The sequence below is a fragment of the Candidatus Nitrosopumilus sp. genome, assembly GCF_965263415.1.
Taxonomy (GTDB): Archaea; Thermoproteota; Nitrososphaeria; order Nitrososphaerales; family Nitrosopumilaceae; genus Nitrosopumilus.
The window spans coordinates 229618-255189 of record NZ_OZ253671.1; the positions used below are offsets into that span (position 1 = coordinate 229618).

Sequence of the window (25572 nt, forward strand, 5' to 3'; positions counted from 1 at the left end):
ATTAGTAAGCATAAGCTGCTTCTTTCTTTCTTTGAATTTCTACTATTTCATTTAGTATTTCTTGTTCTTCGGTACTTAGTTTATGCATGAATTTGTTTAGTAGTTGTTTTGCTTCATGAGATGGAGGAAATGTGTAAAACACTTCTTCTTCAAAAATTTGTCTTCCAATAGTTACATCTTGAACTGAACATGCAACCTCATCACCTGTTTTAGCTGAAGTTACTGTTTTTTTATCATGTTGAAGTTGGTGTATGTTTCCAATTTTACGACCATCAGAATTCATAAATGGAATTTTATGTTTTAGTGTTCCAACATCTACTCTAATTCCAAAAACTGCAGGATTGTTATTTCTAAATACCATTCCCTTAAGAAAAGTGAATTTAGATACAGGAGTTAATTCAGAAAATATTGCATCTTCTTGATGTGTAGTATCTTCTTCAACCCAAGCATTATAGTTATCAATTAAACTATAGATTACTTTGTCTTCAAAGATTTTGATATGACTAACTTCTGATTCTTCTTTTGCATCAGGTAAAACTTTAACATTAAATGCCAAAATAATTCCCAAATGTCTGTCTTTTTCTTTTATTGCCTTGGCTTCAATTACATCACGTCTATTTACAGGACCAATGTCTGCTTTAGCTACAGGTACTTGTGAGCGTCTAAGCATCTCAACGATTGCTTCAAGTGAGCCAATTGTATCACATTTTAGAATAATTCCATTAGTTTCAGTGTCTACAAACATGGATTTCATTTCAGATTCTATGAGATTGGTGTATTTTGTAATCTCATCATCATTTCTTGCAACATATAGAGTACTTCCTGGAAGAACACCTTCAAGATCTGGTGATGCAATCTTTAATCCGGCTGCTGCATCTACTTGAGGAGTTGGTTTGAATTTATCACGAGGATCACGCATCTCATCTAGTGCTTTTGGCAACAACAATGCTTTTGGTTTTGTAACAATTACACCATCACGTTTTGCAACAACAATACTATTTTCTTTTTTGATAGAACCATCAATTAAGATGATATTTGCAGTTTGTCCCAATCCAACTTCATCTTTTACTTCTAAAACAATTCCACGAGGATCTTTTTCTTCCTGATCTAATCTTTTTTGTAGATATTGTTGGGTTAATCCTACTAAAACACTAAGTAATTCAGGGATGCCAACTCCAGAGCGAGCAGAGATTGGAACAATTGCAATTTCAGATTTAAAGTCCTTTACACGATAAAATGCCTCAGATTGATACCCTAGAACAGAAAGGGTTCCCACAACATCATAGATTTTTTGATCAAGATCAGCTTGAATGGATGCATCTTGTTCTTTAATTGCTTGTGAGATAAAAGAAGTTTCAGATTTTCTCCATCCAGAAATTTGATCACATTTGTTCAAAGCTACAACAAAGGGGACTTTTCTACTCTGCAAAATTTTTAGACTTTCATTTGTTTGTGGTTGAAATCCACGATTAACATCAACAACTAAAATTGCAATATCAGCTGCAGAGCCTCCACGTGAACGAAGATTTGTAAAAACTTCGTGTCCCGGAGTGTCAATAACTAAAATTCCAGGGACTTTATTTTCTGATTGTTCAAGTTTCTTGTATAATGGACCACATGTTTCTTTGATTGTTTCAGTAGGTAGAAAACTTGCACCAATATGTTGCGTAATTCCCCCAGCTTCTCTACCTTGAACACCAGTTCCACGAATTCTATCTAAAAGTGATGTTTTACCAGAGTCTACGTGACCAAGAACTGCCACTATGGGCTGACGAATTTGCAAATCAGATCACTCAAATGCTACCCTCGATTCGTGATCAAAACTTTCTTGTGAATCTGATGCATGAATAATATTTTCACTAAACCCTAATCCAAAGTCACCTCTAATAGAGCCAGGTGCTGCTTCAAAAGATTTTGTTGCACCAATCATTATTCTAGTAGTTGCAATTGCGTTATTGCCTTCAATAATTGCTGCAACCACAGGTCCTGATGTGATAAATGATGTTAGTTCACCAAAGAATGGTTTGTCTTTATGAACACCATAGAAGTTTTCTGCTTGTTCTTGTGTAAATGTAAACATCTTTAATTTCAAAAGTTTGAATCCTTTTCTTTCAAATCTAGAAATCACTTCACCAACTAGATTTCTAGCTACTGCATCTGGTTTTACAATGAATAATGATTTTTCAGTCAATTTTACTTCTTTCGAATTCCGCCTTTCACGTATTTCTTTGTCCATTTGAATTTTCTTGGATCACGTTTGAGTTCTAGTGCATTCTTTTTGCATTTTGCAGAACAAAACCACAAGACAGTTCCATCATTTTTTGCAAGCATTGTACCAGAACCTTTTGCAACTGGTCTGTTACAGAAATTACATGGTTTAACTAAAAGACTCATTCAATTCACCTATTTGATCTTCTTTGCTTCTCTCTCTGTTTCTCTTAGCATTAGAATTTCTCCTAATCTAACAGAACCTTTGACGTTTCTTGTAAGAATTCTACCTTTATCTTTTCCAGTAAGCACTTTAACTCTAACTTGAATTACTTCACCAGCAATACCAGTTCGTCCAACAATTTGAATAATTTCAGAGTGAACTACTTCATCAGTTGTAGCGCTCATTGATCAGTCTTTCCACCTTTAATTTTAGCAATTGATGAGACAACTTGGTCTACAATGTGTTGTGCGTCACCAGCATCCAAAATTGCTGCAGCGGCAGAAGTAATGTCAATACCTAATGATTTGCCTAACTCTTCTTTGCTTGGAACAAATGCAAATGCGGCTCCTTGTTCTTCACATAGAATTGGAAGATGTGCAACTACCTCAGGAGGTTCGACATCTTCAGCAATGACAATTAATTTGCTAGTACCACGTTCGATTGCCTTGGTTGCTTCGTTAGTTCCTTTCTTGACTTTGCCGCTGGTAGATGCAACTCTAACAGCCTCCAAGATTGGATTTACGAGGTCTTCTGGCGTCTCAAATTTAACATAATATGCTTTTCCCATACTTCGTCACCCTAAGGTTCATTCTCCATTCCCTACATCCTTTGGTTTGGTTTTAAAAGTGTTATCTGGAGATGATTGTCTTAACTTTTTGGAGATATTCAGACATTAAATCATCTAATTTTTCTTGACTTTGAGCTTCAGCATATATCCTAACAATTGGTTCTGTTCCACTAGGTCGGATCATAACCCAGTTTTTCGAATCCATGTTGATTTTGATGCCATCAGTAGTATCAGAATTAGGAAACTCTTCTTTGAGAGATGAAATTAGTTTTGGAACATTTTCAGAAGAACATGAAACTTTGTCTTTTGTGGTAAAAGATGGAGGAAGATCAGAGATTTCATCAGATAATGAATTAGAAGATACAGCTAGTAGGTCAAGCATCAATGCCAAAGTCATACAACCATCTCGTACTTGGTTATGTTTTCCAAACATAAAGCCTCCATTTTCTTCAAAACCAATTAGAGCATCAGTTGGAACCATTTTTCTTGAGACTTCAACACTTCCAACTTTTGTACGAATTACTTTAGAATCAAATTGTTCTGCTAAAACTTCAACATTAGAACCAGAATTCAAACAAGTAACAACTAATGAATTTGGATTATTAGTTAAGATATGTTTTGTTAACAAAAGTGCAGATTTGTCACCAGTCAAAATATTTCCTTTGTTATCACAAAAAATACTTCGATCACCATCACCATCAAACGCTATTCCTAGATCAGCATTATTTTGAATTACAGTCTCAGATAATTTTGAAAGGTTTTGTGGAGTTGGTTCTGAACCACGTCCTGGAAATGCACCATCAATATTTTCATTTACAAGAAAAGTTTCACAGTTAATCAACTTACAAAAATCAGGGGCAGATACTGCCTGAGCACCATTTCCAAGATCTAAAACAACTTTGAAATGTTTTGATTCTATGAGTTTAGAATTAACTTGTGAGACAATTCCATTTAGATAAACTTCAATTGCACGCTTTTCTTTTTTTGTAGTTCCTAGATTTGTAGGGTTTTGAATCCAATTTTTTTGAAGATAAATATCTTCAATAACTAATTCATCTTCACGAGAAATTTCCACTCCATCATTTGCAGCAGGTTTGATTCCATTGTACTGTGGAGGATTATGAGAAGCAGTAATCATGATGCCACCTGAATATCCTAATTTCTTTACTGCAAACTCAAGACAAGGTGTTGGAACAATTCCTGCAACATTGCAATCAATACCTATAGAGTTAAGAGCAGAAGTTACAACTTTACAGATTATAGGGCTAGAATCTCGACCGTCATATCCTATCAATATTGGTCCTTTCTGAAAAAAAGTTCCAATTGCTAAAGTCATATCATGGATAAAATCTAAAGTAAAATCTTCATCAAAGACACCACGAATTCCATTTGTACCAAAAAATTTTGCCATGATGTTATTCAATAATAGATAAATTTGTGTTTAATGGCAAGTCCGTTGCGGGAGTCGCCCAGCCTGGTCAAAGGCGTAGGGCTTAGGACCCTATCTCTTAGGAGTTCGTGGGTTCAAATCCCACCTCCCGCACCACATTGATTTCTGTGAATGATTAATAATGAGAAAATCCTCAAAAAACAAAGTCATGAAAAAAACTGTAGTTGGAATAACAGTTGTTGGTAAGGACAGAGAAGGTATTGTAGCTTCATTTACAAATTTTGCATTCTCAAAAGGTGGAAACATTGAAAAAGTAAATCAAAATGTAATCAAAGGTCTTTTTGGCATGTATCTAGAAGTTTCTTTTGCAAAAGCAGTAAATATAAAAAAATTTGATTCAGAAATTCAGACTCTATCTAAAAAAGAAAAGATGGATGTAAGTACTCATCATGAAACAAATTCTCAAAAAAATATTGCAGTTTTTGTAACAAAAGAACCACTATGTCTACAAACAATCCTGTCAAAATCAAAATCATTGAAAGGAAAAATTTCAGTGATAATTGGCACAGAAAAGACACTTGAACCACTTGCAAAGAAAGCAAAAATTCCATTTGTTACAGTTGAAGAAAAAAGTCAACAAAAAGCAGAAGAAAAAATTATTCAAATTTGTAAAAAATACAATATTGACTTGATCTCACTTGCAAGATACATGAGAATTCTTAGTCCCAACTTTGTTTGGAGATATCCAAATAGAATTATCAATATTCATCCATCATTGTTACCAGCATTTCCTGGTGCACTAGCATATGCACAAGCTTATGAAAGAGGTACAAAGATTGTGGGAGTTACATCTCATTATGTAACTGAAAACTTGGATCAAGGTCCAATAATTTTCCAAGATTCTTTCAAAGTAGATCCAAATGATACTCTAGAGAAAATAAAATCAAAGGGACAAAAATTAGAGGCAGATACTTTATTCAAAGCAATGAAAATGCATCTAGAAAACAAACTAGATGTTCGTTGGAGAAAGGTTCACATCAAATCAAAGTGAATCAAATGACAGAAATAAAAGCACAATTTGATCCTAATCTCAGAAATGTTATTAAAAGAAAAAAACAAGTTGCAGTTATTCCAATAGGCTCAATAGAACAACACGGACCACATCTTCCTATATCAACGGATACAGATATCGTAACAGCAGTAGCAAAAGAAATTTGTAAAAAAAAGGGATACCTCTTGCTACCTACTTTATCCTACGGAGTGTCATTTGAACATGCTCCATTTTTTAATTTGAGTATAAAGAAAACCACTCTGCAGACGGTTTTAATTGATATATGCTCATCACTCTTAGAAAATAACATCAAAACTGTTTTCATAATTAATGGACATCATGGAAATCAAAATTCAATAAAAGATATTGATGTCAAATTGAAAAAAATCTCAAAAAACAAACTCAAAGTATTTCCATTTTCTTACTGGCATTATATGAGTAGAGATTTTGATCATGCAGGATTTGTTGAAACATCATTAATGTTGGCAATTTCAAAAAATGTCAAAATGAAATCAGCTAGAAAAGGCCTCATTACAGAAAAAATGACAAAACAAGAAATTAAGAGAATTGGAAAATTAGCAAACAAGTCATTTCCAAAAGCTACCAAAAACGGTGTTTGGGGAGATCCAACAAAAGCTACAAAAAGAGATGGAAAGTTGATTTTAGCTGAAATTGTGAAAAATCTTGGAAAAAAGTGTCAAACTTGCCTCACTGGGCATAGCTCATAGTTTCACCAATGAAATTTTAATATAATCCCTCAATATCAAAGCCAATAAGTGAAATAGATGTCCGTTGATATGGCAGTAAAAGTATTGGATGAGAGTATCAATCAAGTTGTATTGATAAAACTCAAAGGAAACAAAACCATTAGAGGTAATTTACTCGGTTTTGACCAACACATGAATCTGCTACTCGATTCTTCAGAGGAGATTCCTGCTGAAGGTGATTCAAAAGGCCTTGGAAGCATTGTAGTTAGAGGAGACAATGTAGTTATGATTTCTCCTCCACCAGCACAAAATTAGGTGATATGAAATGGTGAAAGGTACAACTTCTATGGGTGGTTTTACAAAGAAAAAAGTACACATTAGATGTCGAAGATGTGGAAAGAACTCACTTCACAAACGTCATCACCAATGTGCAAGTTGTGGATTCCCAGAGGCCAAAAGAAGAAAATATTCCTGGATTAAATGGTACACATAGATGTTAGAAATCGCCCCTCTTATTCTTAGTTCATTAGCTGGTGTTGCTACAGCAGCTGCTGTAAAAAAAATACCAAGAGGTAAAAATCAATTACTAAGTCTTGGTGCCAGTTCACACATCAAAAGTCAGATTAATTCATTAAGAATTGAAAAAGACATTCTCACAAAAACAATTTCACGATTATATCAAGCCGATTCAGAATTTTCAAAAATTCAAAAAGACAAATTGCTATTAAAATATCAACATCAATTAGGAATTGTTCTAGCAAAATTAGAAAAACTTGAACAAGCAAGTAAGCATCCAGACTTGGGGCCTGTAGGAGATGGTTTGATCACATTGATGGATCAAAAATTATCAAAACTTGACGATAGATTATATGAATTATCATCAAAAATGGCAACTGCAAAAGTTGAAGCACCAAAAGTAAAAGAACCAGAAGTTAAAAAAGGAACAAAACAATCAACGTCAATTAAGAATACATTCAATTTTGAAAAACCAAAAGATACAGAACCAGTAACAATTCCTGCAACAAAATCACGACAATCATTTGAATTAACTACTTTAACAAACATTTCAAGAAAAGAACCAAAATTCCCATTATTTGAAAAGGAAGAAAAACCAATTCAAAAACCAATGCCACAACCAAAACCAATTCAAACTGAATTAATCAAACCAAAAGAAGAAATTGTAAAAGAAATTGTTCAACCAAAACCAAAAGTCGAAGACAAAATTGAGATAATTCAGGAAGTTACATCAAATCCTGAACCCAAAGTAGAACCAAAACCAGACATCAACAAAGAGGTTGCTAAAATTACAGAGCACAAGGCACTCCCAGAACCAGAAGCACAAAAACCAGAGACAACATCAGCAGACGATATTGATGATGATATGGATGATTTAGATAAAATCAAAGGTGACATCATGAAAGTTCTATCAAAGCTTGATCAAGCAGAGGTAGAGTAATTGTCGTACGATGATGCCATCAAGGCATTATCAAGTAATGCATTAAAATTTGTAAAAGATGGTAATGTTGTTGGTTTAGGTAGTGGAAGAGCAGCCACTGCACTTGTTAAATCACTTGGAAAATTAATCAAATTAAAAAATTACAACATTAAAGGAGTTCCAACGTCGTTGCAAATCAAATTGATCGCAGAAAAAGTTGGGATTCCGTTGGTAGAAGCTGATCAAGTGGAACATATTGATGTAGTATTTGATGGTGCAGACCAAATTGATTCTCAAAAATTTGTAATCAAAGGAGGTGGAGGAGCTTTACTTAGAGAGAATATTTTGTTTAGTCTTGCAAAAAAAGTTGTAGTAATGGCAGACAAAACAAAATTTGTAAAAAACTTTACAAGAACTGTTCCAGTAGAAGTACATCCACTTGCAAGAAATTCTGTATCAAATTCTATTAAGAAATTAGGAGGTAAAGCACAATTGCGTTCACTTGATAGAGGCTATCCGTTTTTTACAGAAAATGGAAACATCATCTTAGATTGTGATTTTGGAACAATAAAAAATCCAAAAGTATTGACACAAAAAATCAAAGCAACTACAGGTGTTTTAGAATCAGGGATTTTCCTTAGAAAGCCAGATGTGATCTACAGAGCAAAGACTGGCGGAAAATTTGATATTTTATAGATGAAATTCTTAAATCTAAAAATCACGTATATTATACGTGGCAACAAGTGAGGACCTCAGAAATGATATTCTAAAGGCTACAGAAGAACAACAAAGACTAATGGAAATAAGAAAGCCATTCCTAGGCTCAAAAAATAACGAGGATCAGATGAATGCGTTCCGAATTACCACTCAAATCATGAAATATGAGGATTTCATAAGAGACACGGAAAGACAACTAAGAACTATGAAATAATAATTATTGTTTGCCAAATTTTCCAAGTAATGGAACAAAGACATAGTTAGATTCATTTTTAATTTCAACAATTCCTTGAGGTGTTTTTTTCAATAATACAAGTGATTGAGAAGAATCACCTACAGGTGCAATTAGCAATCCATTTTGATTTAGCTGATCAAACAATAATGAAGGAATTTTTTGGCATGCTGCAGTGATAATTATTCTATCATATGGTGCTGCATCTGGATAACCAAAACCACCATCATTTAAAATGACATTAACATTGTTAATATCTAATTTTTTTAAATTATTTTGTGCAAACTCTACTAATTCAGGATGTATTTCTACAGAGAAAACAGTTCTGTCTCCAACTAGGAATGAAAGAACTGCAGTTTGCCAACCAGACCCAGTACCAACTTCAAGAATTTTTTTCCCTTTTTTAACATCCAACCATTCAGTCATTCTAGAAACAACTGCCGGTTGAGATATTGTTTGATTATTCAAGATTGCAAAAGGTTCATTGGAGTATGCTTTGTCCACATCAGATGAAAGAACAAATTCATGTCTTGGAATATTTCTAAATGCACATTCCACATTTTTATTAGTAAGAAATTTTGTAGTTTTTAGAAAAGTGATTAAATTATCTAGGTTTTCTTGATGTTGTTTATCAATAGGTATTATCAATAGATAACATAGTATTTTTACAGTTAAAACAATTAGTTAATTTTTCTTGGAACAAGTTTTCCATGGCCAAGTTTTCCAATCACTTCAAAGTCTTCAGCAATCAATTCTCCTCTTACAATTGTTTTAACTGGCCAACCTTTCAGGTTTCTTCCTTCATAAACGATATAATCTGAAAATCCGCCAAATAATTCAGATGTCACTTTTTTCTCTTTTTTCAAATCAATCATAGTAATATCAGCATCAGAATTTTTTTCAAGTGTACCTTTTCTAGGATACATACCAAAGATTTGTGCAGCATTTTGGCTTGTGAATCGCACAAATTGTTCTAAGGTAATTTTATTCTGGTTTACTCCATCATTTAGTATTATAGGAAGTACAGTTCCAATTCCAGGAAATCCAGCTAATGCAGACCAGACATCATCTCCTCCTAATTTGAGTTTGAGTTTATTTGCAACATGATCAGTTCCTATGGTATCAATTTGATTTGCAGAAAGTGCATCCCATACTGCCTGCCGGTCATTTTCTGTTCTTATTGGAGGCATTACTTTAGCAAGATATCCATCTTGTTTCTCATAAGATAATGTCAAATAATGTGGACATGTCTCGACAAAAATTTTTGTTCCAAGTTTTTTCTCTTCTTGAATTTGTTTAAGAGCTTGTTCTGAACCAATATGAACAAAATAGATAACACAATCATAATCACGACCAAATTTTGATACAGTTTTGATTGCTTTTGCTTCAAATTTGGGTGAACGACTTTCAGACCATGCTGATAACCCATCTTGATTTTTCTCTCTTGCAGTTTGTATCCCACATCCACATGATTCATAATCTTCTGCATGAACTAAAACAGGACATCCAAGAGAAGCTGCAGTTTTTACTGTCTGTTCAACAATTTCATCAGTCACATCAACATTAGCCGCAACAAGTTCTGAAGAATTAGGTGGCATGTCCATGTAGACATGACCAATTTCACCTCCAAGATTCATGTAAAGTTTGAATGATGTGATTCCTTTGTCTACACAAAGATTCATTTCGTTGATTTGTTGAGGAGTAAAAATAGATGCATGTATTGCATAATCAACATAATGATTTTGAGATGCAGAATCTAACTGAGCTTGTAGGGAACCAGAAAACGGATCTCCCAACCTGAGCATCCTCATCATAGTCGTAACACCGCCAATTGCAGCAGCATGAGATTCTGTCTTTGCTGCTTCATTAATTGGAGAATAAACACCGTAGTGAACATGGGTATCAATTGGGCCAGGAACAGAAATCAATCCATTTCCATTGATTTTGTTATCACATGCAGGAATATCATTTGTAAGACCAACAACTTTTCCATCATCAATTACGATGTTTTTATCCACCATCCCTTGTGGAAGTATAACATGTGAATCAACAATTACAGTATCATAAGTCATCTGAAAATTTTATTGCCTGCAGTCTATTAATGCCTTAAGATAATCAATCTTTTCAAATATATTGATTCAAAAATCACATACTACAATAACAGATATGACAGAAGATGTATGCGATTTTTGTAAAGGAGTTGGATCTAGTGGTTCGAATGTATGTGTGTATTGTAACGGTACAGGTGAATGGAATCAAGCCGCACAAGCATATCTAAAAAATCATATTTGTCAATGCATAGTAATGGATAGAAAATTTTGTCCAGTTTGCAACAAACCATGTCATCATGACACTTCACTTAATCCAAAACAGAAAATTGATCCAGGTTATGGTGGAATGTCAGAAAGAGAAGTTACGGTTATGACATAATCAAGAGTTTGTTTTCTTAACAAAGTATTCCATCAACAGTATTACATTGCCCTGAATGTCACATAACAAATACTGAATTAATATCAGATACAGTTATCACTATATTTTTGATCACTAGGTTGCATTGAATAGCAAAATAATTACTGTTTATGATTAATTTGTAAAAGACAAAGTAGAATATTAAGAAATTACCAAAAAAGATTTAGTAAAAAGTAATTCTTTTTGACTCTGATTTTTTAACAAAGACAGGATGGTATGATATTCATTGAGTCAGAGACATCTCGCGGTGTTAGCTGGGGGCCCAAAAGCTCACATAAACTAGTTAATACAATTACAGAGTCTCCATAGTAAAGGAGACTGCTTTTTTCTCTGAAGGATTAATCTTTAGCCAAGTCTAGATCCTAAAGTAATTAATATTCCAAAAATTGAAGCAGAGTATGTCATTTGGTGAAGTGGATACGCTAAACATGCTCTTTGACAAACTACAAAGTTTGTTTGATGAGTCACAAGGATACTATGAATCATTTCTAGATACTAACAATATGTACAAGAAAGGTCAAATTAGTGACAAAGAGTTCTTTCAAAAATTGGGGGATTATACAGTAGCATATTCCGCATTAGAATTTCTAGCAATCAAAGTAATTTTTGAGTTAAAAAAATCAATAGGTTCAGGTTCTGGAAGTACACAATCACCTGGTTTGATGCCAGGTATGGGACAACCAGGAATGATGGCAGGAGGTGCACCACCAAGAACAGGAACTGCACAAAATCCAGTAGGAGGTGGTCCACCAGGAATTGTATCTGCACAAGAAGCATTCAATGATGTTGGAACATTACCATCACCAGATCCTGCATTAATGCCAAGACAAACAGCACCACAAAATAATGGAAACGGATGTTCATCATGCGGTGCAGAGTTAAGGCCAAATGCAAAATTCTGCACAAAGTGTGGAGTTAAAGCATAAAATTAGAAATTAAAAATTAGTTTATTCTTGAGTTGTTCCACATTCTGGACAAAACTTTGCTGTTGCCGAGAGACTATTTCCACATTCTGAACAAAACTTTCCATCAGTTTTTTGTTCAGTGTAAGCATTTCCCATCAATCCAGAGCTCTTGACTGCTCCAGATGGCTCATATTTGTCATCGTCAATCAAAACAGGTTCAAAGTCTTGTTCTGTTAAAAAAGTCATCATTCTCGGAATGCCTTTTCCATCATTATTTGGATCTGGAACAGAATCCCCTAACCAAAATGCAAACCTCATCAGAGTTAATTCGGGAGTAGAAAAGGCCAAAGTATGTTTTGACATGTATTCTTGTGCAGCTTTTTTGCCATCAAATACTTCCATGAAGATAATATTTTGTGTTTATGTAAATAGTTTCTGGAAAAGTGGACCGGGAGGGAATCGAACCCTCGACATCCTCGTTGCGAACGAGGCATTATACCCCTAAACCACCGGCCCCTAAACTACTCTTGAAGTTGTGTTTTTATTCATTTATCAAATTTTGCCTAAACAAAAATAACAAATTTTTAGAAGATTACAGAATTAGATGAAAAAATAAGAAAAACGTGTTTTTGAGAATTAGGATAAAGCTCTATCAATCATATTTTTGTATGATTCTTTAGAAGCAGCACCTACTTGCTGGCTAACTATCTCACCTTTGTTAAGGAGAATTAAGGTTGGAATACTAAAGACATTGTATTTTGATGCCAATTCATTAGCCTCATCAACATTAACCTTGACAAATTTTACTTTGCCATCATAGTCACTTGCCAGTTCTTCAACTACTGGACCTACCATTCTACATGGACCACACCATTCGGCCCAAAAGTCTACAAATACTGGGATGTCGGAGTTTATCACATCAACTTCCCAAGACTTTGCATCTGAAATTTGTGTAATTCCCATTGTACTGATAATCTGTTATTCATACCTAAAAACGTTCACCAGAATTACACCATATTTTTTGGGGGGAAAATTAATTCTGATATATACTTAAATGACGTTTTGATAAATCCCAGTTATGAGTTCGGAACTTAGAATAAAAAAATTAAGAGGTTCTGGAGGCTATGTAATGGCCCGTGTTACAGATGAGCAACAGATGAAAGGAAACCTTGGAGGACCAGATCTGTTTTTAGCTCCAATTGGTAGATTAGATGCTGATAAAATTTCTAAACATTTTTGCAATACTTGTGAAAAAGAGTTTGAAGGATCACCAAAAATTGAATTTGAGAATCCAAATGAGGAAGTTGCAGAAAATTTAATTCTTGCAGAAAGAGGACAATACATTTGCAATACATGTGAATCATCAATTGCAGAATATAGAGAATTTAAGAAACAAGATGAAGCAGGAGATGTTGGAAATGCAAAGCCAATAGAACCACAAACAGAAGTTGCACCTCAAGTAGAAACACCTCAACCAACAGTCGAAAATACTCCACAACCAACAGTAGAACCTGAAATACAGTCTACACAAGAAGTATCTACTCAACCAGATTCTGCAACATCAGTAAGTTCAATTGAAGGAAGAGCAGTATATGACGAAAATGCCAATAAAATTGGAATTGCAAAACAGGTTGGAATTGATTCAACACAATCAATGGTTCTAGTAATTACTCAAAATGATGGAACTGAAGGCAGCATTCCATGGAAAAGTATCAAAAAGGTAGGCGAAGTCATCTTATTGGGAAATCCAGAAGAGAGTGCATCACCTGGAAAATGCTCAAATTGTGGATTTTCAAATAAAGAAGGTTCAAAATTCTGTGAAGAGTGTGGGACACCACTTCAATAACTAGTAAATTTAATCAAGGATACTAAAGGCGATGATGTAATTGGGGAAAAAGTCTATTTCAAAAGGAGTTATCAAAGATATTGTTATTGTTGCAGTTGGAGTTTTGGTAATTTGGATTGGTCTTCAAGTTGCATTTGGAACACAAAATCCATTTTATGTAGTTGCAAGTGGAAGTATGATTCCAGCCCTAGAAGTTTATGATGTTTTAATGGTTTCAGGACATGAACCATTTAATGAGCTTGAAGTAGGAGACATTATCGTATTTGATCGTCCTTCTGACCATAATAGAGTGATTGTACATAGAGTTGCATCAATTTTGGATGAAGATCCTAGAACAATTAGGACAAAAGGAGATGCAAATCCAGCTTCAATTCCAGGTACAGACTTTCCAATTACTGAAGAAGAATACATTGGAAAAGTAGCATATACACTTCCACAAGTAGGATATGTTACACAAATACTAAAACCTCCAATTAACTATGTCATCATTGCAATTGTAATTGGAATAATGATATTCAAACAATTCACAAAAAGAAAAAAGGAAAAAGAATTACCATTTGAAGATCCAATGGATTCAGAAAATCCTGATACCATTGAAGAATTATCAGATATTGACAAGATTGAAGAAGATACTGAATATTCTGAACCTACAGAATTAGACAATATTGAGGAAAATAGTAAGAGAAATGACGAGCCAACAGAATCTAGTGAAGCATCTGAAGAAGAAAAGAAGGAATAGATTGTTTATTTCAGGCAAACAGGTTCACATTATGCCCAGAGAACACAAGATCGTCCTGTTTGCTTGGTAGTATAGTTATGTGAAAATTACTAAAAAAGGATCCTAAGTATTGTTAAGTTTCAAAAGAGTAGAATCACTTAATTAGTAATTTTTAATTTTAAAAAAAGAAAAAAGATTAAGAGTTTTTCTTAATGTCGCCACAAAGTCCAGGTGTGGAACCATCTGGTTGACATTCTGGAGCAAACTCACCAGTGATAGTTACTTTTCTATTACCATTTCCATTGTTTGGCTGTTCAAGAGTGAAGATTACCCAAGATTTATTGTTGGATTCATCTGCATCAACAAACAATCCATCTGGATTCCATTCATGAATCAAAAGATATTCACCATTTGGAACAGCAGTGATGTCTATCTCATTTCCTTCAACTGATTGATGATATTGATCAGCCCAACCAGGTGCAATTCCCTGTAGGTCTGTTTCACAGTCCTAATAGATTTTTTCTGAACGTGGAGAGGATTTGTCCTCAAGTTTGAACACATCAACAATACAAAATCCAACCTTTGTACCTATAGCTCCTGGAGCAGTTACTGTAGGAATTTCATCGCCAAGAACTTCAGGATCTGGATCAACAAATTCCCAAACTGTGAATTCACCTACATCATCAATGTGCCAATGATTGTGATTTGGATGGAAAACAAATTCACCTAGAGGTTCATGAAAAACCCAAACTGGATCTGGTTGTGCAAATATGTTTCCAAAGTTTCCTGCATCATCATATAGATTTTGGAAGGCTGTTTGGTTACCATTTACTATTGGACCTTCTTGAAATTCTAATGAACCCTCACCGATATTGCCCCAAGTATTAGTAAATCGAAGATATTCTTGTTGTTGTTGGTTATGAACATGAAGATGTGTTGGGACACCGGGTGTAATATCAGGAACTAGTGCACCTTCTGGAACAGGAGGTAACTCATTTCCGCCACCATGATCTGCTGCAACATCCAAAAGCATTGGTGTTGAAAACATGAATCCTATTGCTGCAAGTACTGGAAGCAAAAGAAGTGGTTTTCGAAAGATGTTTCGTGTATATGTCATTAATCACACCTTATGATTTGATGTTAATATACATGTAGAAAAAATTATGAATTAGTTTTAGAGAACAGAATCTTTTGTTTTGAAAACTCGTTTAAAGTACTCATTAGATTCTACTGGTTCTTCAACATCATTAGTAATTCCTGCCAGATTCTTTGCAAGATTCTTTTTGTATCCTACTTGCATCTGTCTTTGAATTTGAATTCTTTGAGCTTGTGGAGAACCTGCACCATGCATTGATTCAGTAAGATATCCAACTGCATTTCTACCCAAAGTCATATTTTCAATCAATCTTAAAATTCTCATTCTGTTTTCAACATCAACGCCTTTTCTTCCGGCAAGATATTTTTTGAGTAATGGGCCTGCTTCGGGATGTCTAAAGTCTTTTTCAGATGGAAGAGTAACTACCAATCCACCCGCAATATCTTGTGCAAGTCTACTAATTTCATATGGGAAGCGTGTGACATTATGTTTACAGACCTGTGCAAGCATATCATCATTAAGATATACACCTGACTTCATCTGTTGTCCTTGATGAGAAGATGCAATACCTGCTGCAAATATTGTTTCATTAAGATGAGTCATTTCAATAATTTTGTCTTTGATGTGTGAAACTTTAGGAACTCCGTTATAATCTGCAATTGTTGCTGCAGCTCCAATTAAAACATCACCAAGTCCTGTTTTGCAAACATAACTACGTCTATGATAACATGTGAAACGCTCTACAAGCATTGATGCAAACTCATATTCACCATGCATGAAGATCTTATCCCATGGAATGAATACTCTATCTAAGATGATTAGTGCTTCTTGTCCACCAAATTTTGCGTTACCATCATCAATGTCACCTTCTTCCATACTACGGGTATCACATGACTGTCTACCGTAAATGTAGGTAACACCTTTTGCATCTGCAGGTATAGCACCAACAATAGCCCAGTCTTTATCAGATTCTGTTAGTCGTATAGTTGGCATTAAAATTATCCAATGAGAGTTTATGCAACCAGTTTGATGTGCTTTAGCACCAGAAACGTAAACTCCTTTTTCATCAGTATCAACAATTCTGGTAAATAGATCAGGATCATCTTGCTCTGAAGGTCCTTTACTTCTATCACCTTTAGGATCAGTCATAGCACCTCCAATCACAAGATTTTCTTGTTGTACCATTTTAACAAATTCTAAGAATCGTTTATGATAATCAGTTCCATGTTTCTCATCAATCTCAAAAGTTGTAGAGTGTAAAGAGTTCATTGCATCCATACCAACACATCTTTGGAAACATGTTCCAGTGTTTTGGCCTAGTTTTCTTTGCATTTTATTTTGTAAAACCAAATCTTCAGCACTTTCTGCAATATGTAAAAATCGATTTACCTTTAATCCAGTAATTGATGAATCAGCAGAAGCTAATGCTTCTTCACGTAATGCAAGATCATAAGTTTCAGCAACTGCATTAATTGAAGGTCTAATCATAGGATGATCCACAGGTTCTTTGACTAACTCTCCAAAAAGGTAAACTTTGAGATCGCGACCTCTAAGACTTTCGATATAATCCTCACCACTTCTAATTGTCTTTAGGACATTAGCCATGTAACAATAATCATTTTCATGTTGTATAAATATTCTAAATTTACACGCGTAAGAATTTACGAATAGACTGCGATCAAAGACCTATTCGGACATCTAGAATTTTGCAACCTTTGCCTTTTTCCATAACTAATACAGGATTCATGTCTAATTCCTTGATCTCTTTAAAGTCAGAAACTAGTTGAGATAGTCTCTGAATGCATTCAGAGAGTTTTGTAATATCTGATGGTTTTTCACCTCTAACACCTTGGAGTAATTTTTGAGTTTTAATTGATGCAATCATATCATCTGCTTCTTTGTTAGTAACTGGAGCAAGTTTGAAAGTTACATCTTTGAGAACTTCAACGTAGATTCCGCCCATGCCAAGCATAATTACTGGACCAAATCCAGGTTCTAGTTTGGAACCAATGATTAATTCTTTGCCACCTTTAACCATCTCTACAATCAAAACACCCTTAATCTCAGCTTTCTTGTTGTATTTTTTTGCATTCTTTACAATAGTTTTGAAAGCATCTTTAACTTCAGCATCATTTGTTAAATTGACTTTAACACCACCTGCATCAGATTTATGAATAATTTGAGGAGATGCAATTTTCATTACAACAGGATAACCAATTTTCTTTGCAATCTTTACTGCGTCTACTTCATTTTTAGCAAGTGCACTTTTAGGAAGTGGTAAACCATATGCTTTAAGAACTTCTTGACCTTCTTCTTCTAAGAGATTTGGTCTTTTCTCTTTTTTTACTTTATCAAATATTTTTTGGGCTTTAGCTTTGTTTACTTTGAATTTGGTTATTTTACCAGGAGACGATTTTATCCAATTAGAAAATCTAATCATGGCAGCGAGTGTTCTGATTGCACCTTCTGCATATGTATAATATGGAACATTTCCAGCAGCCAAAATTTCTCTATTAGTTATTCCTTCATCTAAGCCCATCAAACTTGCAAGCATTGTTTTCTTATATTTTTTTGACATAGTCACAATAACTTCTGCGAGTTTGTCATAATCTAATGTTCCAGAAGGAGTACACATAGAGATAACAGAGCCAACTTTTGGATGTTTTAAGACTCGATCCAAAACATTATGGAATCTATTAAAATCAGCATCACCAACAATATCAACAGGATTTCTAGAACTGCCCCAAGGCGGAATTACTTCATCAATTTGTTTTCTTACACTTGTAATATCTGCCATCTTGATTTTTGCTTTTGAACATGCATCTGTAGAAATAATTGCAGGGCCACCAGCATTAGAAACAATTACCAAGTCACCTTTGGAAGGCAATGGTTGTTTTGAGAATGCTGTTGCATAATCAAAGAGTTCTTCCATAGTATCAACACGGATTGCACCAGATTGTTTGAGTAATGCATCATAGATTTCATCTGAACCCATCAATGCTCCAGTATGAGACATTGCAGCTTTTGCACCCTCAGGACTGCGTCCAGATTTGAGAACTAGAACAGGTTTTTTGAGTTTTTTAGTAATGTTTTTACAAACTTTAAGGAATTCCTGTCCATCACCCATATCTTCAAGATACATTACAATAACTTCTGTTTGTTTGTGATTTGCAAGAATTTTTAGAACATCAACTTCGCTCATTGCAGCTTTATTTCCAAGACTCACAACAGCAGAAAAGCCAATTCCTTGTGCACTAGCATCTTCAACTAATGCAGCACAAATTGCTCCACTTTGGGATACAAGTGCAATTTTTCCAGATTTAGGGGTAACTTTTAGAAAAGTAGAATTCATCATTGTTTTTGGATCAAGATTCATGACGCCAAGGCAATTGGGGCCAATAACTTGAATTTTGTATTTTTTAGCAATATCTTTGATTTGTTGCTCACGTTTTGCGCCTTCTTCATCAACTTCCTTGAATCCAGCTGTGATTATAATTACGCCTTTGATTTTTTTCTTACCACATTCTTCTAACACAGGTGCAACCAATGTGTTTTTGATAACAATTACTGCAAGATCAATTGATTTTGGAACATCTAAAACACTCTTGTACGCTTTTTTGTAAAATACAGTTTCCCTTGAAGGACTAATTGGATATACGGTTCCCTTAAAACCATTCATAATATTTGATGTGATAGTAGCACCGACACTTCCTCTTTTGTCAGATGCACCAATTACTGCAATTGATTTTGGAGATAAAACGACAGATTCTGTCATGTAACGATGATCAAAATATTTTGTATAATAAAGTTATTCATAGAAATTTCTGATCTCTGAAATTTAGCTTCCCAGCATCTTTCCTGCCAAGTTCTCTTTTCTAGGTACCCAAATAATTGACAAATTAGAAAATTTTCCAATTATGCTCCAAGCTTCTCTTGCCAAATTACGTAACTGTTCATTATTTATCGCAAATTCATGATTGAGTTGATTTACAGTGTTTTTTGAATCACTGTAAATTGTGATTTCTTCATCTGAATCAACAAATTTGTTTAATGCAGAAATTATTGCCAAATATTCAGCCTGATTATTAGTAATTTCAGGTTTTTTTTCGTAGAATGATTCTCCTGTCTCTTTTACAAAAAAACCATATCCGCCATTAGGACCTCCTGAACCATCAACATAAACACTAATTCCCATCTTTATACAACCTCGTTATTTTCACACTTAGATTTACTACTATCATGTAAATGATTGTCGATAATCCTTGTGATATAATTGACGCCAAGTAAGGATCATAATTTAGTACAAGGAAATAATATTGCAATCCCCATCTAACTATAGTATAAACAATTTCTCCAATTCCAAGAGAAGTAATTAATTTTTTTAGATCATGTTTTAGTTTTTTTGTATCGGTTTTACCTGACTTTAGACGATATTTTTTACGGTTATCAAGATAAAACAGTCCACTGAATACAGAAAAATAAATTACATAATCAGCGATAGTAGTATAAGTTGTGTTTAGATAATCAGCTTGATCAGATAAAATTTGTGCGATAACTGCAGAAATTGTTATTGATGCAGCAAAAGCAATTAAAATATTCTTGTTAAGTTTTAGATATTCTTGTAACATGTGTTTTACCAGATTGTGTTACAATTAAACTAAGATTAATCCAAAGTGATTTTTAAGAATATTATTAATCCTACTAGCTCAGCAACACCAACTCCTAACATGTATGGGAATATTTCATGAGAGAAAACGTGTTCCATTGAGAAATAAGCCATAGCACCAACAACATTATGTAAAAACAACATAGCTGCAACAACAATCATTCCAAGTGGAAGTTGAGCTCTTGTTTTTCCATACATGTTTCCAAATATTGCAATCAAAATTCCCAATATGCCCATATTGATAATTGAGACAATTGACAAAATCAGAGATGTTGGTTCCATTTAGAGAAAAACACCTCTTGAGCTTTTATTTACTTTTATCCAATTTTTCCTCAATTTCTTCAAATGTCTCCATATTTACTTCTAGAAAGGTTGAAATGAAAAACATGATACCATATTTTTCACCTGCTTTTGTAATCAAATTATTTTTCTCAAGTACTTTGATATGATGTTGAATTGCTTTGTAATCAAGACCTAATTCATTTGCCAATTGGTTGGTGTTTAGTGGATTTTCTTTTAATTTTGAAATAATTTTTAATCTAGTCAGTCCTCCTCGAGAACCAGCAAAAATGAACCAGAGTAATCGTTTTGCATCAGGATCATTTACCATAATGAATGCAAAATCTTCTCGCCTACTACTAAAAGGTATTTTGTGTTAAGTTAACCAAAGTATAAAAAACATAATTGACCAAAAATAGCTGAAATAAGAAATGATGTTAAATTATGATGCACCTCTGTACAGACCGCCTTCAGAAGCAAGGTCATTAATTTTTCAAGTTACACTAGGTTGTTCATTTAACGAATGTTCATTTTGTGATATGTACAGATCAAAAGAATATTCTGAAAGACCATGGGATGAAGTAAAATCGGAAATTGACATGATGGCAAAATATTTACCAGATACTAGAAGAGTTTTTCTTGCAGACGGAGATGCATTAAATCTTGATTCTGAATACATGATAAAAATTGTAAAATACATTAGAGAAAAATTTTCAAAAATTGAAAGAATTTCTTGTTATGCAATGCCCATGAATATTCTAAAGAAAACTTCTGAAGAATTAAAGAAGATGAATGAAGCAGGTCTTGACATGTTTTATTTAGGAATTGAAAGTGGTTCAGACATTGTTCTAAAAAAAGTAACGAAAGGGGCAATTGGAAAAACCATCATTAAATCAGTTAACAAAGCAAAAGATGCAGGTTATGTCATGTCATGTATGGTGATTTTAGGTTTGGGTGGTAGAAAATATTCTAAAGAACACGTCAAAGGAACTGCTGAAGTAATTAGTGCTTGTTCACCAAATTATGTAGGTGCATTAACTCTTTATTTAGAAAATGGAATTAAGCAAGAATTTCTTGACAAGTATCAAGGAGAGTTTGTGAGAATTAATGATGATGAGTCATTAGAAGAGTTACAAAGTTTAATTGAACAAATTGATACCAAAGATGAAATTGTTTTTAGAGCAAATCATGGCTCAAATGCATATACAATCAAAGGTACATTTCCTCAAGATAAACAAGAAATGTTAGATAAGATAGAATGGATGAAGCAGCATCCAGAAATTATGCGTCCTCAAGGATTAAGAGGGTTCTAGATAAAATTTTCTTGGTAAAGATATACTACTTTGAAGATAGTTACAGAATAGTCCCCATCAAAGATTTTCTTTGTATCACTGTTTTCAGAATGTAAAACTCTGAATTTGTATTCATATGTACCATCTTCTCCCACATCGGTTTGAGCAAAGTGGACAGCATCACTATTTTGGAAAATCTGAATAATAACTGGGTATCCCTCAACATGGTTTGCAATTTTTCCCTCTACAAATCCCCATGGTAAATCGTTATTTTCAGGTGCATGGAAAACAAGTGTTGATTTTTCTAGTCCCATCATCCCATTTAATGGAATGATTTCTGTTTGGGATGTATGTGTGTGATCATTAACCATTATTTGACCAGAATGAGGATGTGCAAAAGCTGGATCTACAGATAATGACAAAAAGATTGCCATAACAAAAATACTAGAAAACAAAATAATTTTGTTCATATCAAAAATTCACTAGAGGTCAATTTAAGATTTTTACTTACAAACTATCAATTACAGGCTTGAGATTATCTGGTAATTCTGGTAATTCCGTATGGCTTTCATTATTTTGAAGAATTTCAGGACCAATACGTCTGACTCTTTGAGTTCCAATCAGAGTATCTATATTTCGCTGAATGTCTTTTTCAGAAAGTATGCTTTTTAATTTCTCAAGTAAAGTGGCTTCATCTTCATATTTTTTGATTCCATATTGAATCAAGATTACTTTTTCCTCAGAAGAAAATTCGATCATAATGATTCAAAGTAGTTTAAGGCTAAAAATCTTTGATTATAGAAATATAGTTAAAATATAATGAATCATAAAATATCTTGTTTGGTAAGCAAATTACAATTAATTCAGAATATTTTGGGCATGAAAAGATACGCCACGATTGCAATAATTAGTGGGACAGGACTGGGGTTCATCTATTATTTTTTGACAATGTCAATGCTTCCATCACATTTTGATGTAGCAGTAGAAATATCTCCAACATACATTGCAACATCAATTACACTAACAGTTGTAATATCAGCATTAGCGGGTATCAATTTTGCAATGATGGCATTTAAAATGAAAAGAATGAAGATGATGAATTCAGTAAAGAGTAATTCATCAGCTGTTTTAGGAGGAGCATTTGCAGCATTTACTCCAGGTTGTCCTGCATGTACAGCACCACTTGCAGTAATTTTAGGTGCAATTGGAGGATTATCATTATTCCCAATGCAAGGATTAGAATTGAAATTTGTTTCAGTAGGAGTATTGATATTTTCTATTTATTGGATTACAAGAGGATTACAAAGTAAAAGTTGTTGTAAAATAGGATAAATTATTTTTTATCTTGATTTTCATAGTATAACCGAATAACTTCATCAACTACAACATTAGTATCATCATCTTTTTCAGTACTTACAAGAAGTAGATGATCATCACCAAGATAAAATGAGAATCGCTTAACCTTGTCATATTCACCAAGAGTGTAGATAGTTTTTCCAAGCCACTTTGACATATCTTTACGGGCTTTCCAATCCAGTATGGATAGATTTACCAGTTCTTTTTCGGCACGATCTGAAAGCAAATTTTTTACGCCTTCTCTCATACCACCACCCACATGAACTGCCCATTCATCATACACAGTAGCAAATCGAATTTTAGGATCAGCATCTAAAATCTGAGAGCAGAATTTTTCATAATCCAATAATTTTGTATAAAACAGGAATTATTAAAGTGAAAAATCAAATCAGGCATAGTTTTTTAAAAATAATGTTCAGAATTGATATTTTAAATGAATTTAGAAAATCTTATCATCTAGAATGATTTCTAACAATTATGGAAATTCAGAGCGCTGTTGAAAAAATTTTGAAAGTCAGTCCTTCTGTAAGAGTAGTAAGTGTCTGTGATCTCAAAGGCAAATTACTGTACTCAGCACGTTCTAAGAAGGTAAATCTTTTGGTGTCAAAGAAACAAAGTGTGGCATCATTAAAGGCTGCAGCAAAAGATTGGAAGCAACGAAAAAAACTGATGAGAAGTTTGGGAGCATGCAAATATGTTGTCGCAGAATATGACAAAGTCAAGAGAATAGTTGTTCCTGCAGGAAAAAACCATATTCTGTATATCACTACAACTGCTTCTCTAGATCATAACAAAGTTGTTAGAAAAGTACGTTCTTTCAAGTAGCTTACAATCAAAATTTTTTTAATAAATTTTTTTTTCTAAAATTATGAATAAAATCATTTAATGAATGTACATTCATTGATTGGTTTGTATCAACTATCAGAGTTTTCTTTTTCCAGTTCCTCTTCCAGAGCTCACCCACATACCTTTAGTAGATTTTGTTGGTGTGCTTTCAATATCACCGAACTTGATTTTACCAGTTCCTCTACCTGTAGTGATATACTTGTCAGAAGCGGCTTTTTTTCTTGCATCTTGAAGTTTTTTGAAATCATTTCCTGCCCAAGCGGAATCGTCATCATCGACTTCAATTATTCTTGTACCCCGACCAGTTCGAATTCTTCTTTTTACCAAATTAACCACATAATGATACCAATTATCATTAATAAGATTTTGAAAATATGGGCCCACGGGGATTTGAACCCCGGATCTTCGCCGTGTAAGGGCGACGTCATAACCGACCTGGACTATGGGCCCAGAAACCAACGTAGTTAAAATCCATTTAAACTTTGAGAAAGGTCAGAATCTAGAAATTTGATAAAAATGATGTAGTTTTGTGAGAAGAATTGATTTTTTTTCTAGTCCAATAGGATTGGGTCACATTACAAGAGATATTGCAATAAAGAATAATTTTCAAAATATCACAACTAATTTTGTTACAGGTAGTGGCGCAGCTAAAATTTTAAAAAAATTAAAGATTCAAGTAGATGATGTATATAGTCCACCATCATTTATTGTTGAAAATGGCACATTAAAAAGTCCTGCAAAATGGCTTTGGAATTACTATCAATATTATAAAGATTGTAAAAATATTTCACAAAAAATTTTAGAAAAAAATGAACCAAGTACGGTGGTGAGTGATGAAGATTTTGCATCATTAACTGTTGCTCAAGAGATGAAAATTCCAACTGTTTTGATTACTGATATTTTAGAGACACATTTTACAAAAGGTCTAGCATCATTTATTGAAAAAAAGATGAATAAATCAATGCAGGAAATCATAAAAAAATGTGAATTAGTGATATTGCCAGAAATTGGAGATGGGAAAGACAACATCCAAAGAGTAGGACCAATAGTACGACAAACAAATTTCACTAGAGAACAATTACGAGAAAAATTTTCGTTTGAGAAAAAAACAATTATTATTTCAATTGGCGGTACTGATGCAGGTTTATTTCTAATTGAAAAATCATTAGAAGCGATTTCAAAAATTAATCAAGATATTGAAGTTGTGATAGTTACAGGCCCATCAGTTCACAAAAAATTTGAGAATGTAAGGAATTTAGGATTTGTAGAAAATTTACATGAAATAATTTATGCAGCTGATGTTTTAATTTCACTTGCAGGAAAATCAACAATTGATGAGGCTAATGCATATGGTACACCTGCAATATTCATCCCAATTAAAGGACATTTTGAACAAGAAGATAATGCAAAAGAACAAGGATTTGTTTTTGAAGACATCAAAAGGCTTGAGAAGTTAATCATATCCAAAATGGAAGAAAAAAGAAACCCAGTAAATACTGAAGGTGCAAAAAAAGCTGCTAAAATTATTCAAAGCTTAATAGATAACTAATGATTTTTGTTAAAGTACT

General features: G+C 33.7%; 36 protein-coding genes, 3 tRNA genes and 1 pseudogene. 16 read left to right on the top strand and 24 right to left on the bottom strand.

What is annotated here, in order from left to right; translation table 11 throughout:
• Nucleotide 1: 1 nt before the first annotated feature.
• From infB to glmM, 6 genes are all read right to left on the bottom strand, one after another.
• Entirely contained in the window at nt 2–1783 is a 1782-nt protein-coding gene (gene infB, locus ACQY22_RS01950) for a translation initiation factor IF-2 (RefSeq protein WP_428324871.1), read from the bottom strand.
• A gap of 6 nt (nt 1784–1789) precedes the next feature.
• On the bottom strand, nt 1790–2191 hold the full coding sequence (gene ndk, locus ACQY22_RS01955; protein ID WP_428324872.1) for a nucleoside-diphosphate kinase: 402 nt from the start codon (nt 2189–2191) through the stop codon (nt 1790–1792).
• Between the two features lie 2 nt (nt 2192–2193).
• Entirely contained in the window at nt 2194–2394 is a 201-nt protein-coding gene (locus tag ACQY22_RS01960) for a 50S ribosomal protein L24e (RefSeq protein WP_012214610.1), read from the bottom strand.
• A 9-nt stretch (nt 2395–2403) separates the two neighbouring features.
• On the bottom strand, nt 2404–2616 hold the full coding sequence (locus ACQY22_RS01965) for a 30S ribosomal protein S28e (RefSeq protein ID WP_012214609.1): 213 nt from the start codon (nt 2614–2616) through the stop codon (nt 2404–2406).
• The gene (rpl7ae, locus tag ACQY22_RS01970) at nt 2613–2999 is read right to left on the bottom strand and encodes a 50S ribosomal protein L7ae (RefSeq protein ID WP_428324873.1); all 387 of its coding nucleotides are present in this window, start codon (nt 2997–2999) and stop codon (nt 2613–2615) included. The genes ACQY22_RS01965 and rpl7ae overlap by 4 nt, the downstream gene beginning before the upstream one ends.
• Before the next feature lie 61 nt (nt 3000–3060).
• Nucleotides 3061–4410 carry a phosphoglucosamine mutase gene (gene glmM / locus ACQY22_RS01975; RefSeq protein WP_428324874.1) on the bottom strand — a complete coding sequence of 450 codons (1350 nt, stop codon included), beginning with the start codon at nt 4408–4410 and terminating at the stop codon, nt 3061–3063.
• A 47-nt stretch (nt 4411–4457) separates the two neighbouring features.
• Here glmM and ACQY22_RS01980 point away from each other — a divergent pair.
• The 8 genes from ACQY22_RS01980 to ACQY22_RS02015 all read left to right on the top strand — a co-directional run bounded on the left by ACQY22_RS01980 (nt 4458) and on the right by ACQY22_RS02015 (nt 8513).
• Nucleotides 4458–4545 (top strand) — tRNA-Leu (locus tag ACQY22_RS01980).
• Nucleotides 4546–4597: 52 nt separating this feature from the next.
• Entirely contained in the window at nt 4598–5440 is an 843-nt protein-coding gene (locus tag ACQY22_RS01985; protein WP_428325507.1) for a formyltetrahydrofolate deformylase, read from the top strand.
• Nucleotides 5441–5445: 5 nt separating this feature from the next.
• Nucleotides 5446–6168 (top strand): creatininase family protein, encoded by a 723-nt coding sequence (locus ACQY22_RS01990; protein ID WP_428324875.1) that lies wholly within the window; start codon nt 5446–5448, stop codon nt 6166–6168.
• 57 nt (nt 6169–6225) lie between these two features.
• The gene (locus tag ACQY22_RS01995) at nt 6226–6462 is read left to right on the top strand and encodes an LSm family protein (RefSeq protein WP_428324877.1); all 237 of its coding nucleotides are present in this window, start codon (nt 6226–6228) and stop codon (nt 6460–6462) included.
• Nucleotides 6463–6472: 10 nt separating this feature from the next.
• On the top strand, nt 6473–6640 hold the full coding sequence (locus ACQY22_RS02000; RefSeq protein ID WP_012214603.1) for a 50S ribosomal protein L37e: 168 nt from the start codon (nt 6473–6475) through the stop codon (nt 6638–6640).
• Nucleotides 6641–7603, top strand: a complete 963-nt coding sequence (locus tag ACQY22_RS02005) for a hypothetical protein (protein WP_428324878.1) — start codon at nt 6641–6643, stop codon at nt 7601–7603.
• Nucleotides 7604–8278 carry a ribose-5-phosphate isomerase RpiA gene (gene rpiA / locus ACQY22_RS02010; protein ID WP_428324879.1) on the top strand — a complete coding sequence of 225 codons (675 nt, stop codon included), beginning with the start codon at nt 7604–7606 and terminating at the stop codon, nt 8276–8278.
• A gap of 37 nt (nt 8279–8315) precedes the next feature.
• The gene (locus tag ACQY22_RS02015) at nt 8316–8513 is read left to right on the top strand and encodes a hypothetical protein (RefSeq protein WP_428324880.1); all 198 of its coding nucleotides are present in this window, start codon (nt 8316–8318) and stop codon (nt 8511–8513) included.
• A 3-nt stretch (nt 8514–8516) separates the two neighbouring features.
• Here ACQY22_RS02015 and ACQY22_RS02020 read toward each other — a convergent pair whose 3' ends face one another.
• Nucleotides 8517–9179, bottom strand: coding sequence for a protein-L-isoaspartate(D-aspartate) O-methyltransferase (locus ACQY22_RS02020; protein WP_428324881.1), 663 nt, complete (start codon nt 9177–9179; stop codon nt 8517–8519).
• Between the two features lie 32 nt (nt 9180–9211).
• Nucleotides 9212–10603, bottom strand: a complete 1392-nt coding sequence (locus ACQY22_RS02025; RefSeq protein WP_428324883.1) for a dihydroorotase — start codon at nt 10601–10603, stop codon at nt 9212–9214.
• Nucleotides 10604–10697: 94 nt separating this feature from the next.
• Here ACQY22_RS02025 and ACQY22_RS02030 point away from each other — a divergent pair, with 94 nt between their 5' ends.
• Together ACQY22_RS02030 and ACQY22_RS02035 are read left to right on the top strand one after the other, a co-directional pair.
• Entirely contained in the window at nt 10698–10961 is a 264-nt protein-coding gene (locus ACQY22_RS02030) for a hypothetical protein (RefSeq protein ID WP_428325508.1), read from the top strand.
• Between the two features lie 437 nt (nt 10962–11398).
• Nucleotides 11399–11926, top strand: a complete 528-nt coding sequence (locus tag ACQY22_RS02035) for a zinc-ribbon domain-containing protein (protein ID WP_428324884.1) — start codon at nt 11399–11401, stop codon at nt 11924–11926.
• Between the two features lie 21 nt (nt 11927–11947).
• Here ACQY22_RS02035 and ACQY22_RS02040 read toward each other — a convergent pair whose 3' ends face one another.
• The 3 genes from ACQY22_RS02040 to trxA form a co-directional block, all read right to left on the bottom strand.
• Nucleotides 11948–12307, bottom strand: a complete 360-nt coding sequence (locus ACQY22_RS02040; RefSeq protein WP_428324885.1) for a zinc ribbon domain-containing protein — start codon at nt 12305–12307, stop codon at nt 11948–11950.
• A 42-nt stretch (nt 12308–12349) separates the two neighbouring features.
• Nucleotides 12350–12421 (bottom strand) — tRNA-Ala (locus ACQY22_RS02045).
• Between the two features lie 120 nt (nt 12422–12541).
• On the bottom strand, nt 12542–12868 hold the full coding sequence (gene trxA, locus ACQY22_RS02050) for a thioredoxin (RefSeq protein ID WP_428324886.1): 327 nt from the start codon (nt 12866–12868) through the stop codon (nt 12542–12544).
• Nucleotides 12869–12983: 115 nt separating this feature from the next.
• Here trxA and ACQY22_RS02055 point away from each other — a divergent pair, with 115 nt between their 5' ends.
• Both ACQY22_RS02055 and ACQY22_RS02060 read left to right on the top strand, forming a co-directional pair.
• A complete protein-coding gene (locus ACQY22_RS02055) occupies nt 12984–13751 on the top strand; it encodes a zinc-ribbon domain-containing protein (protein ID WP_428324887.1) in 768 nt (255 codons plus the stop codon).
• 40 nt (nt 13752–13791) lie between these two features.
• Entirely contained in the window at nt 13792–14490 is a 699-nt protein-coding gene (locus ACQY22_RS02060; RefSeq protein WP_428324888.1) for a signal peptidase I, read from the top strand.
• 175 nt (nt 14491–14665) lie between these two features.
• Here the strand turns inward: ACQY22_RS02060 and ACQY22_RS02065 are convergent.
• The 8 genes and pseudogenes from ACQY22_RS02065 to ACQY22_RS02100 form a co-directional block, all read right to left on the bottom strand.
• Nucleotides 14666–14962, bottom strand: a pseudogene (locus ACQY22_RS02065) (lysyl oxidase family protein); the annotation flags it as partial.
• A gap of 15 nt (nt 14963–14977) precedes the next feature.
• Nucleotides 14978–15586, bottom strand: coding sequence for a hypothetical protein (locus ACQY22_RS02070; RefSeq protein ID WP_428324889.1), 609 nt, complete (start codon nt 15584–15586; stop codon nt 14978–14980).
• A 57-nt stretch (nt 15587–15643) separates the two neighbouring features.
• A complete protein-coding gene (locus ACQY22_RS02075) occupies nt 15644–17170 on the bottom strand; it encodes a 4-hydroxyphenylacetate 3-hydroxylase family protein (RefSeq protein WP_428324890.1) in 1527 nt (508 codons plus the stop codon).
• 73 nt (nt 17171–17243) lie between these two features.
• Nucleotides 17244–19340 (bottom strand): 4-hydroxybutyrate--CoA ligase, encoded by a 2097-nt coding sequence (locus ACQY22_RS02080; protein WP_428324891.1) that lies wholly within the window; start codon nt 19338–19340, stop codon nt 17244–17246.
• A 63-nt stretch (nt 19341–19403) separates the two neighbouring features.
• Nucleotides 19404–19760, bottom strand: coding sequence for a reverse transcriptase-like protein (locus ACQY22_RS02085; protein WP_428324892.1), 357 nt, complete (start codon nt 19758–19760; stop codon nt 19404–19406).
• Nucleotides 19750–20193 carry a hypothetical protein gene (locus ACQY22_RS02090; RefSeq protein ID WP_428324893.1) on the bottom strand — a complete coding sequence of 148 codons (444 nt, stop codon included), beginning with the start codon at nt 20191–20193 and terminating at the stop codon, nt 19750–19752. Before ACQY22_RS02090 ends, ACQY22_RS02085 begins: the two co-directional genes overlap by 11 nt.
• Nucleotides 20194–20228: 35 nt before the next feature.
• On the bottom strand, nt 20229–20513 hold the full coding sequence (locus ACQY22_RS02095) for a hypothetical protein (protein ID WP_428324894.1): 285 nt from the start codon (nt 20511–20513) through the stop codon (nt 20229–20231).
• A gap of 25 nt (nt 20514–20538) precedes the next feature.
• Complete coding sequence (locus ACQY22_RS02100; protein ID WP_428324895.1) at nt 20539–20841, bottom strand: ArsR/SmtB family transcription factor; 303 nt, start codon at nt 20839–20841, stop codon at nt 20539–20541.
• A 100-nt stretch (nt 20842–20941) separates the two neighbouring features.
• On the opposite strand from ACQY22_RS02100, the gene ACQY22_RS02105 reads away from it, so the two are divergent.
• On the top strand, nt 20942–21823 hold the full coding sequence (locus tag ACQY22_RS02105) for a radical SAM protein (RefSeq protein WP_428324896.1): 882 nt from the start codon (nt 20942–20944) through the stop codon (nt 21821–21823).
• Here the strand turns inward: ACQY22_RS02105 and ACQY22_RS02110 are convergent.
• Nucleotides 21820–22272, bottom strand: coding sequence for a hypothetical protein (locus ACQY22_RS02110; RefSeq protein WP_428324897.1), 453 nt, complete (start codon nt 22270–22272; stop codon nt 21820–21822). The genes ACQY22_RS02105 and ACQY22_RS02110 overlap by 4 nt on opposite strands.
• Nucleotides 22273–22309: 37 nt before the next feature.
• The gene (locus ACQY22_RS02115; protein WP_428324898.1) at nt 22310–22561 is read right to left on the bottom strand and encodes a hypothetical protein; all 252 of its coding nucleotides are present in this window, start codon (nt 22559–22561) and stop codon (nt 22310–22312) included.
• Between the two features lie 60 nt (nt 22562–22621).
• Here ACQY22_RS02115 and ACQY22_RS02120 point away from each other — a divergent pair, with 60 nt between their 5' ends.
• On the top strand, nt 22622–23134 hold the full coding sequence (locus ACQY22_RS02120; RefSeq protein ID WP_428324899.1) for a hypothetical protein: 513 nt from the start codon (nt 22622–22624) through the stop codon (nt 23132–23134).
• Between the two features lies 1 nt (nt 23135).
• Here the strand turns inward: ACQY22_RS02120 and ACQY22_RS02125 are convergent, their stop codons facing one another.
• The gene (locus ACQY22_RS02125) at nt 23136–23504 is read right to left on the bottom strand and encodes a hypothetical protein (RefSeq protein WP_428324900.1); all 369 of its coding nucleotides are present in this window, start codon (nt 23502–23504) and stop codon (nt 23136–23138) included.
• 131 nt (nt 23505–23635) lie between these two features.
• On the opposite strand from ACQY22_RS02125, the gene ACQY22_RS02130 reads away from it, so the two are divergent.
• Nucleotides 23636–23983: a hypothetical protein gene (locus ACQY22_RS02130; RefSeq protein ID WP_428324901.1), complete on the top strand. Its 348-nt coding sequence runs from the start codon at nt 23636–23638 to the stop codon at nt 23981–23983.
• A gap of 96 nt (nt 23984–24079) precedes the next feature.
• Here ACQY22_RS02130 and ACQY22_RS02135 read toward each other — a convergent pair whose 3' ends face one another.
• Together ACQY22_RS02135 and ACQY22_RS02140 are read right to left on the bottom strand one after the other, a co-directional pair.
• The gene (locus ACQY22_RS02135) at nt 24080–24331 is read right to left on the bottom strand and encodes a hypothetical protein (protein ID WP_428324902.1); all 252 of its coding nucleotides are present in this window, start codon (nt 24329–24331) and stop codon (nt 24080–24082) included.
• Between the two features lie 48 nt (nt 24332–24379).
• A tRNA-Val gene (locus ACQY22_RS02140) sits at nt 24380–24454 on the bottom strand.
• A gap of 79 nt (nt 24455–24533) precedes the next feature.
• Between ACQY22_RS02140 and ACQY22_RS02145 the strand changes: the two genes are divergently transcribed.
• The gene (locus tag ACQY22_RS02145; protein WP_428324903.1) at nt 24534–25553 is read left to right on the top strand and encodes a glycosyltransferase; all 1020 of its coding nucleotides are present in this window, start codon (nt 24534–24536) and stop codon (nt 25551–25553) included.
• Nucleotides 25554–25572 lie beyond the last annotated feature (19 nt).

What these genes read in the sequence shown, in the direction of transcription:
- ACQY22_RS01990 (WP_428324875.1), top strand. Translation starts at nt 5,446, where the DNA reads ATGACAGAAATAAAAGCACAATTTGATCCTAATCTCAGAAATGTTATT.
- ACQY22_RS02070 (WP_428324889.1), bottom strand. Translation starts at nt 15,586, where the DNA reads ATGACATATACACGAAACATCTTTCGAAAACCACTTCTTTTGCTTCCA.
- ACQY22_RS01985 (WP_428325507.1), top strand. Translation starts at nt 4,598, where the DNA reads ATGAAAAAAACTGTAGTTGGAATAACAGTTGTTGGTAAGGACAGAGAA.
- ACQY22_RS02110 (WP_428324897.1), bottom strand. Translation starts at nt 22,272, where the DNA reads ATGAACAAAATTATTTTGTTTTCTAGTATTTTTGTTATGGCAATCTTT.
- ACQY22_RS02005 (WP_428324878.1), top strand. Translation starts at nt 6,641, where the DNA reads ATGTTAGAAATCGCCCCTCTTATTCTTAGTTCATTAGCTGGTGTTGCT.
- ACQY22_RS02035 (WP_428324884.1), top strand. Translation starts at nt 11,399, where the DNA reads ATGTCATTTGGTGAAGTGGATACGCTAAACATGCTCTTTGACAAACTA.
- ACQY22_RS02080 (WP_428324891.1), bottom strand. Translation starts at nt 19,340, where the DNA reads ATGACAGAATCTGTCGTTTTATCTCCAAAATCAATTGCAGTAATTGGT.
- ACQY22_RS02105 (WP_428324896.1), top strand. Translation starts at nt 20,942, where the DNA reads ATGATGTTAAATTATGATGCACCTCTGTACAGACCGCCTTCAGAAGCA.
- ACQY22_RS02075 (WP_428324890.1), bottom strand. Translation starts at nt 17,170, where the DNA reads ATGGCTAATGTCCTAAAGACAATTAGAAGTGGTGAGGATTATATCGAA.
- ACQY22_RS02055 (WP_428324887.1), top strand. Translation starts at nt 12,984, where the DNA reads ATGAGTTCGGAACTTAGAATAAAAAAATTAAGAGGTTCTGGAGGCTAT.
- ACQY22_RS02100 (WP_428324895.1), bottom strand. Translation starts at nt 20,841, where the DNA reads ATGGTAAATGATCCTGATGCAAAACGATTACTCTGGTTCATTTTTGCT.
- ACQY22_RS02085 (WP_428324892.1), bottom strand. Translation starts at nt 19,760, where the DNA reads ATGGGAATTAGTGTTTATGTTGATGGTTCAGGAGGTCCTAATGGCGGA.
- ACQY22_RS02025 (WP_428324883.1), bottom strand. Translation starts at nt 10,603, where the DNA reads ATGACTTATGATACTGTAATTGTTGATTCACATGTTATACTTCCACAA.
- ACQY22_RS02030 (WP_428325508.1), top strand. Translation starts at nt 10,698, where the DNA reads ATGACAGAAGATGTATGCGATTTTTGTAAAGGAGTTGGATCTAGTGGT.
- ACQY22_RS02095 (WP_428324894.1), bottom strand. Translation starts at nt 20,513, where the DNA reads ATGGAACCAACATCTCTGATTTTGTCAATTGTCTCAATTATCAATATG.
- ACQY22_RS02120 (WP_428324899.1), top strand. Translation starts at nt 22,622, where the DNA reads ATGAATCATAAAATATCTTGTTTGGTAAGCAAATTACAATTAATTCAG.
- trxA (WP_428324886.1), bottom strand. Translation starts at nt 12,868, where the DNA reads ATGGGAATTACACAAATTTCAGATGCAAAGTCTTGGGAAGTTGATGTG.
- ACQY22_RS02000 (WP_012214603.1), top strand. Translation starts at nt 6,473, where the DNA reads ATGGTGAAAGGTACAACTTCTATGGGTGGTTTTACAAAGAAAAAAGTA.
- ACQY22_RS02090 (WP_428324893.1), bottom strand. Translation starts at nt 20,193, where the DNA reads ATGTTACAAGAATATCTAAAACTTAACAAGAATATTTTAATTGCTTTT.
- glmM (WP_428324874.1), bottom strand. Translation starts at nt 4,410, where the DNA reads ATGGCAAAATTTTTTGGTACAAATGGAATTCGTGGTGTCTTTGATGAA.
- rpl7ae (WP_428324873.1), bottom strand. Translation starts at nt 2,999, where the DNA reads ATGGGAAAAGCATATTATGTTAAATTTGAGACGCCAGAAGACCTCGTA.
- ACQY22_RS01965 (WP_012214609.1), bottom strand. Translation starts at nt 2,616, where the DNA reads ATGAGCGCTACAACTGATGAAGTAGTTCACTCTGAAATTATTCAAATT.
- ACQY22_RS01960 (WP_012214610.1), bottom strand. Translation starts at nt 2,394, where the DNA reads ATGAGTCTTTTAGTTAAACCATGTAATTTCTGTAACAGACCAGTTGCA.
- ACQY22_RS02040 (WP_428324885.1), bottom strand. Translation starts at nt 12,307, where the DNA reads ATGGAAGTATTTGATGGCAAAAAAGCTGCACAAGAATACATGTCAAAA.
- ACQY22_RS02115 (WP_428324898.1), bottom strand. Translation starts at nt 22,561, where the DNA reads ATGATCGAATTTTCTTCTGAGGAAAAAGTAATCTTGATTCAATATGGA.
- ACQY22_RS02130 (WP_428324901.1), top strand. Translation starts at nt 23,636, where the DNA reads ATGGAAATTCAGAGCGCTGTTGAAAAAATTTTGAAAGTCAGTCCTTCT.
- ACQY22_RS01995 (WP_428324877.1), top strand. Translation starts at nt 6,226, where the DNA reads ATGTCCGTTGATATGGCAGTAAAAGTATTGGATGAGAGTATCAATCAA.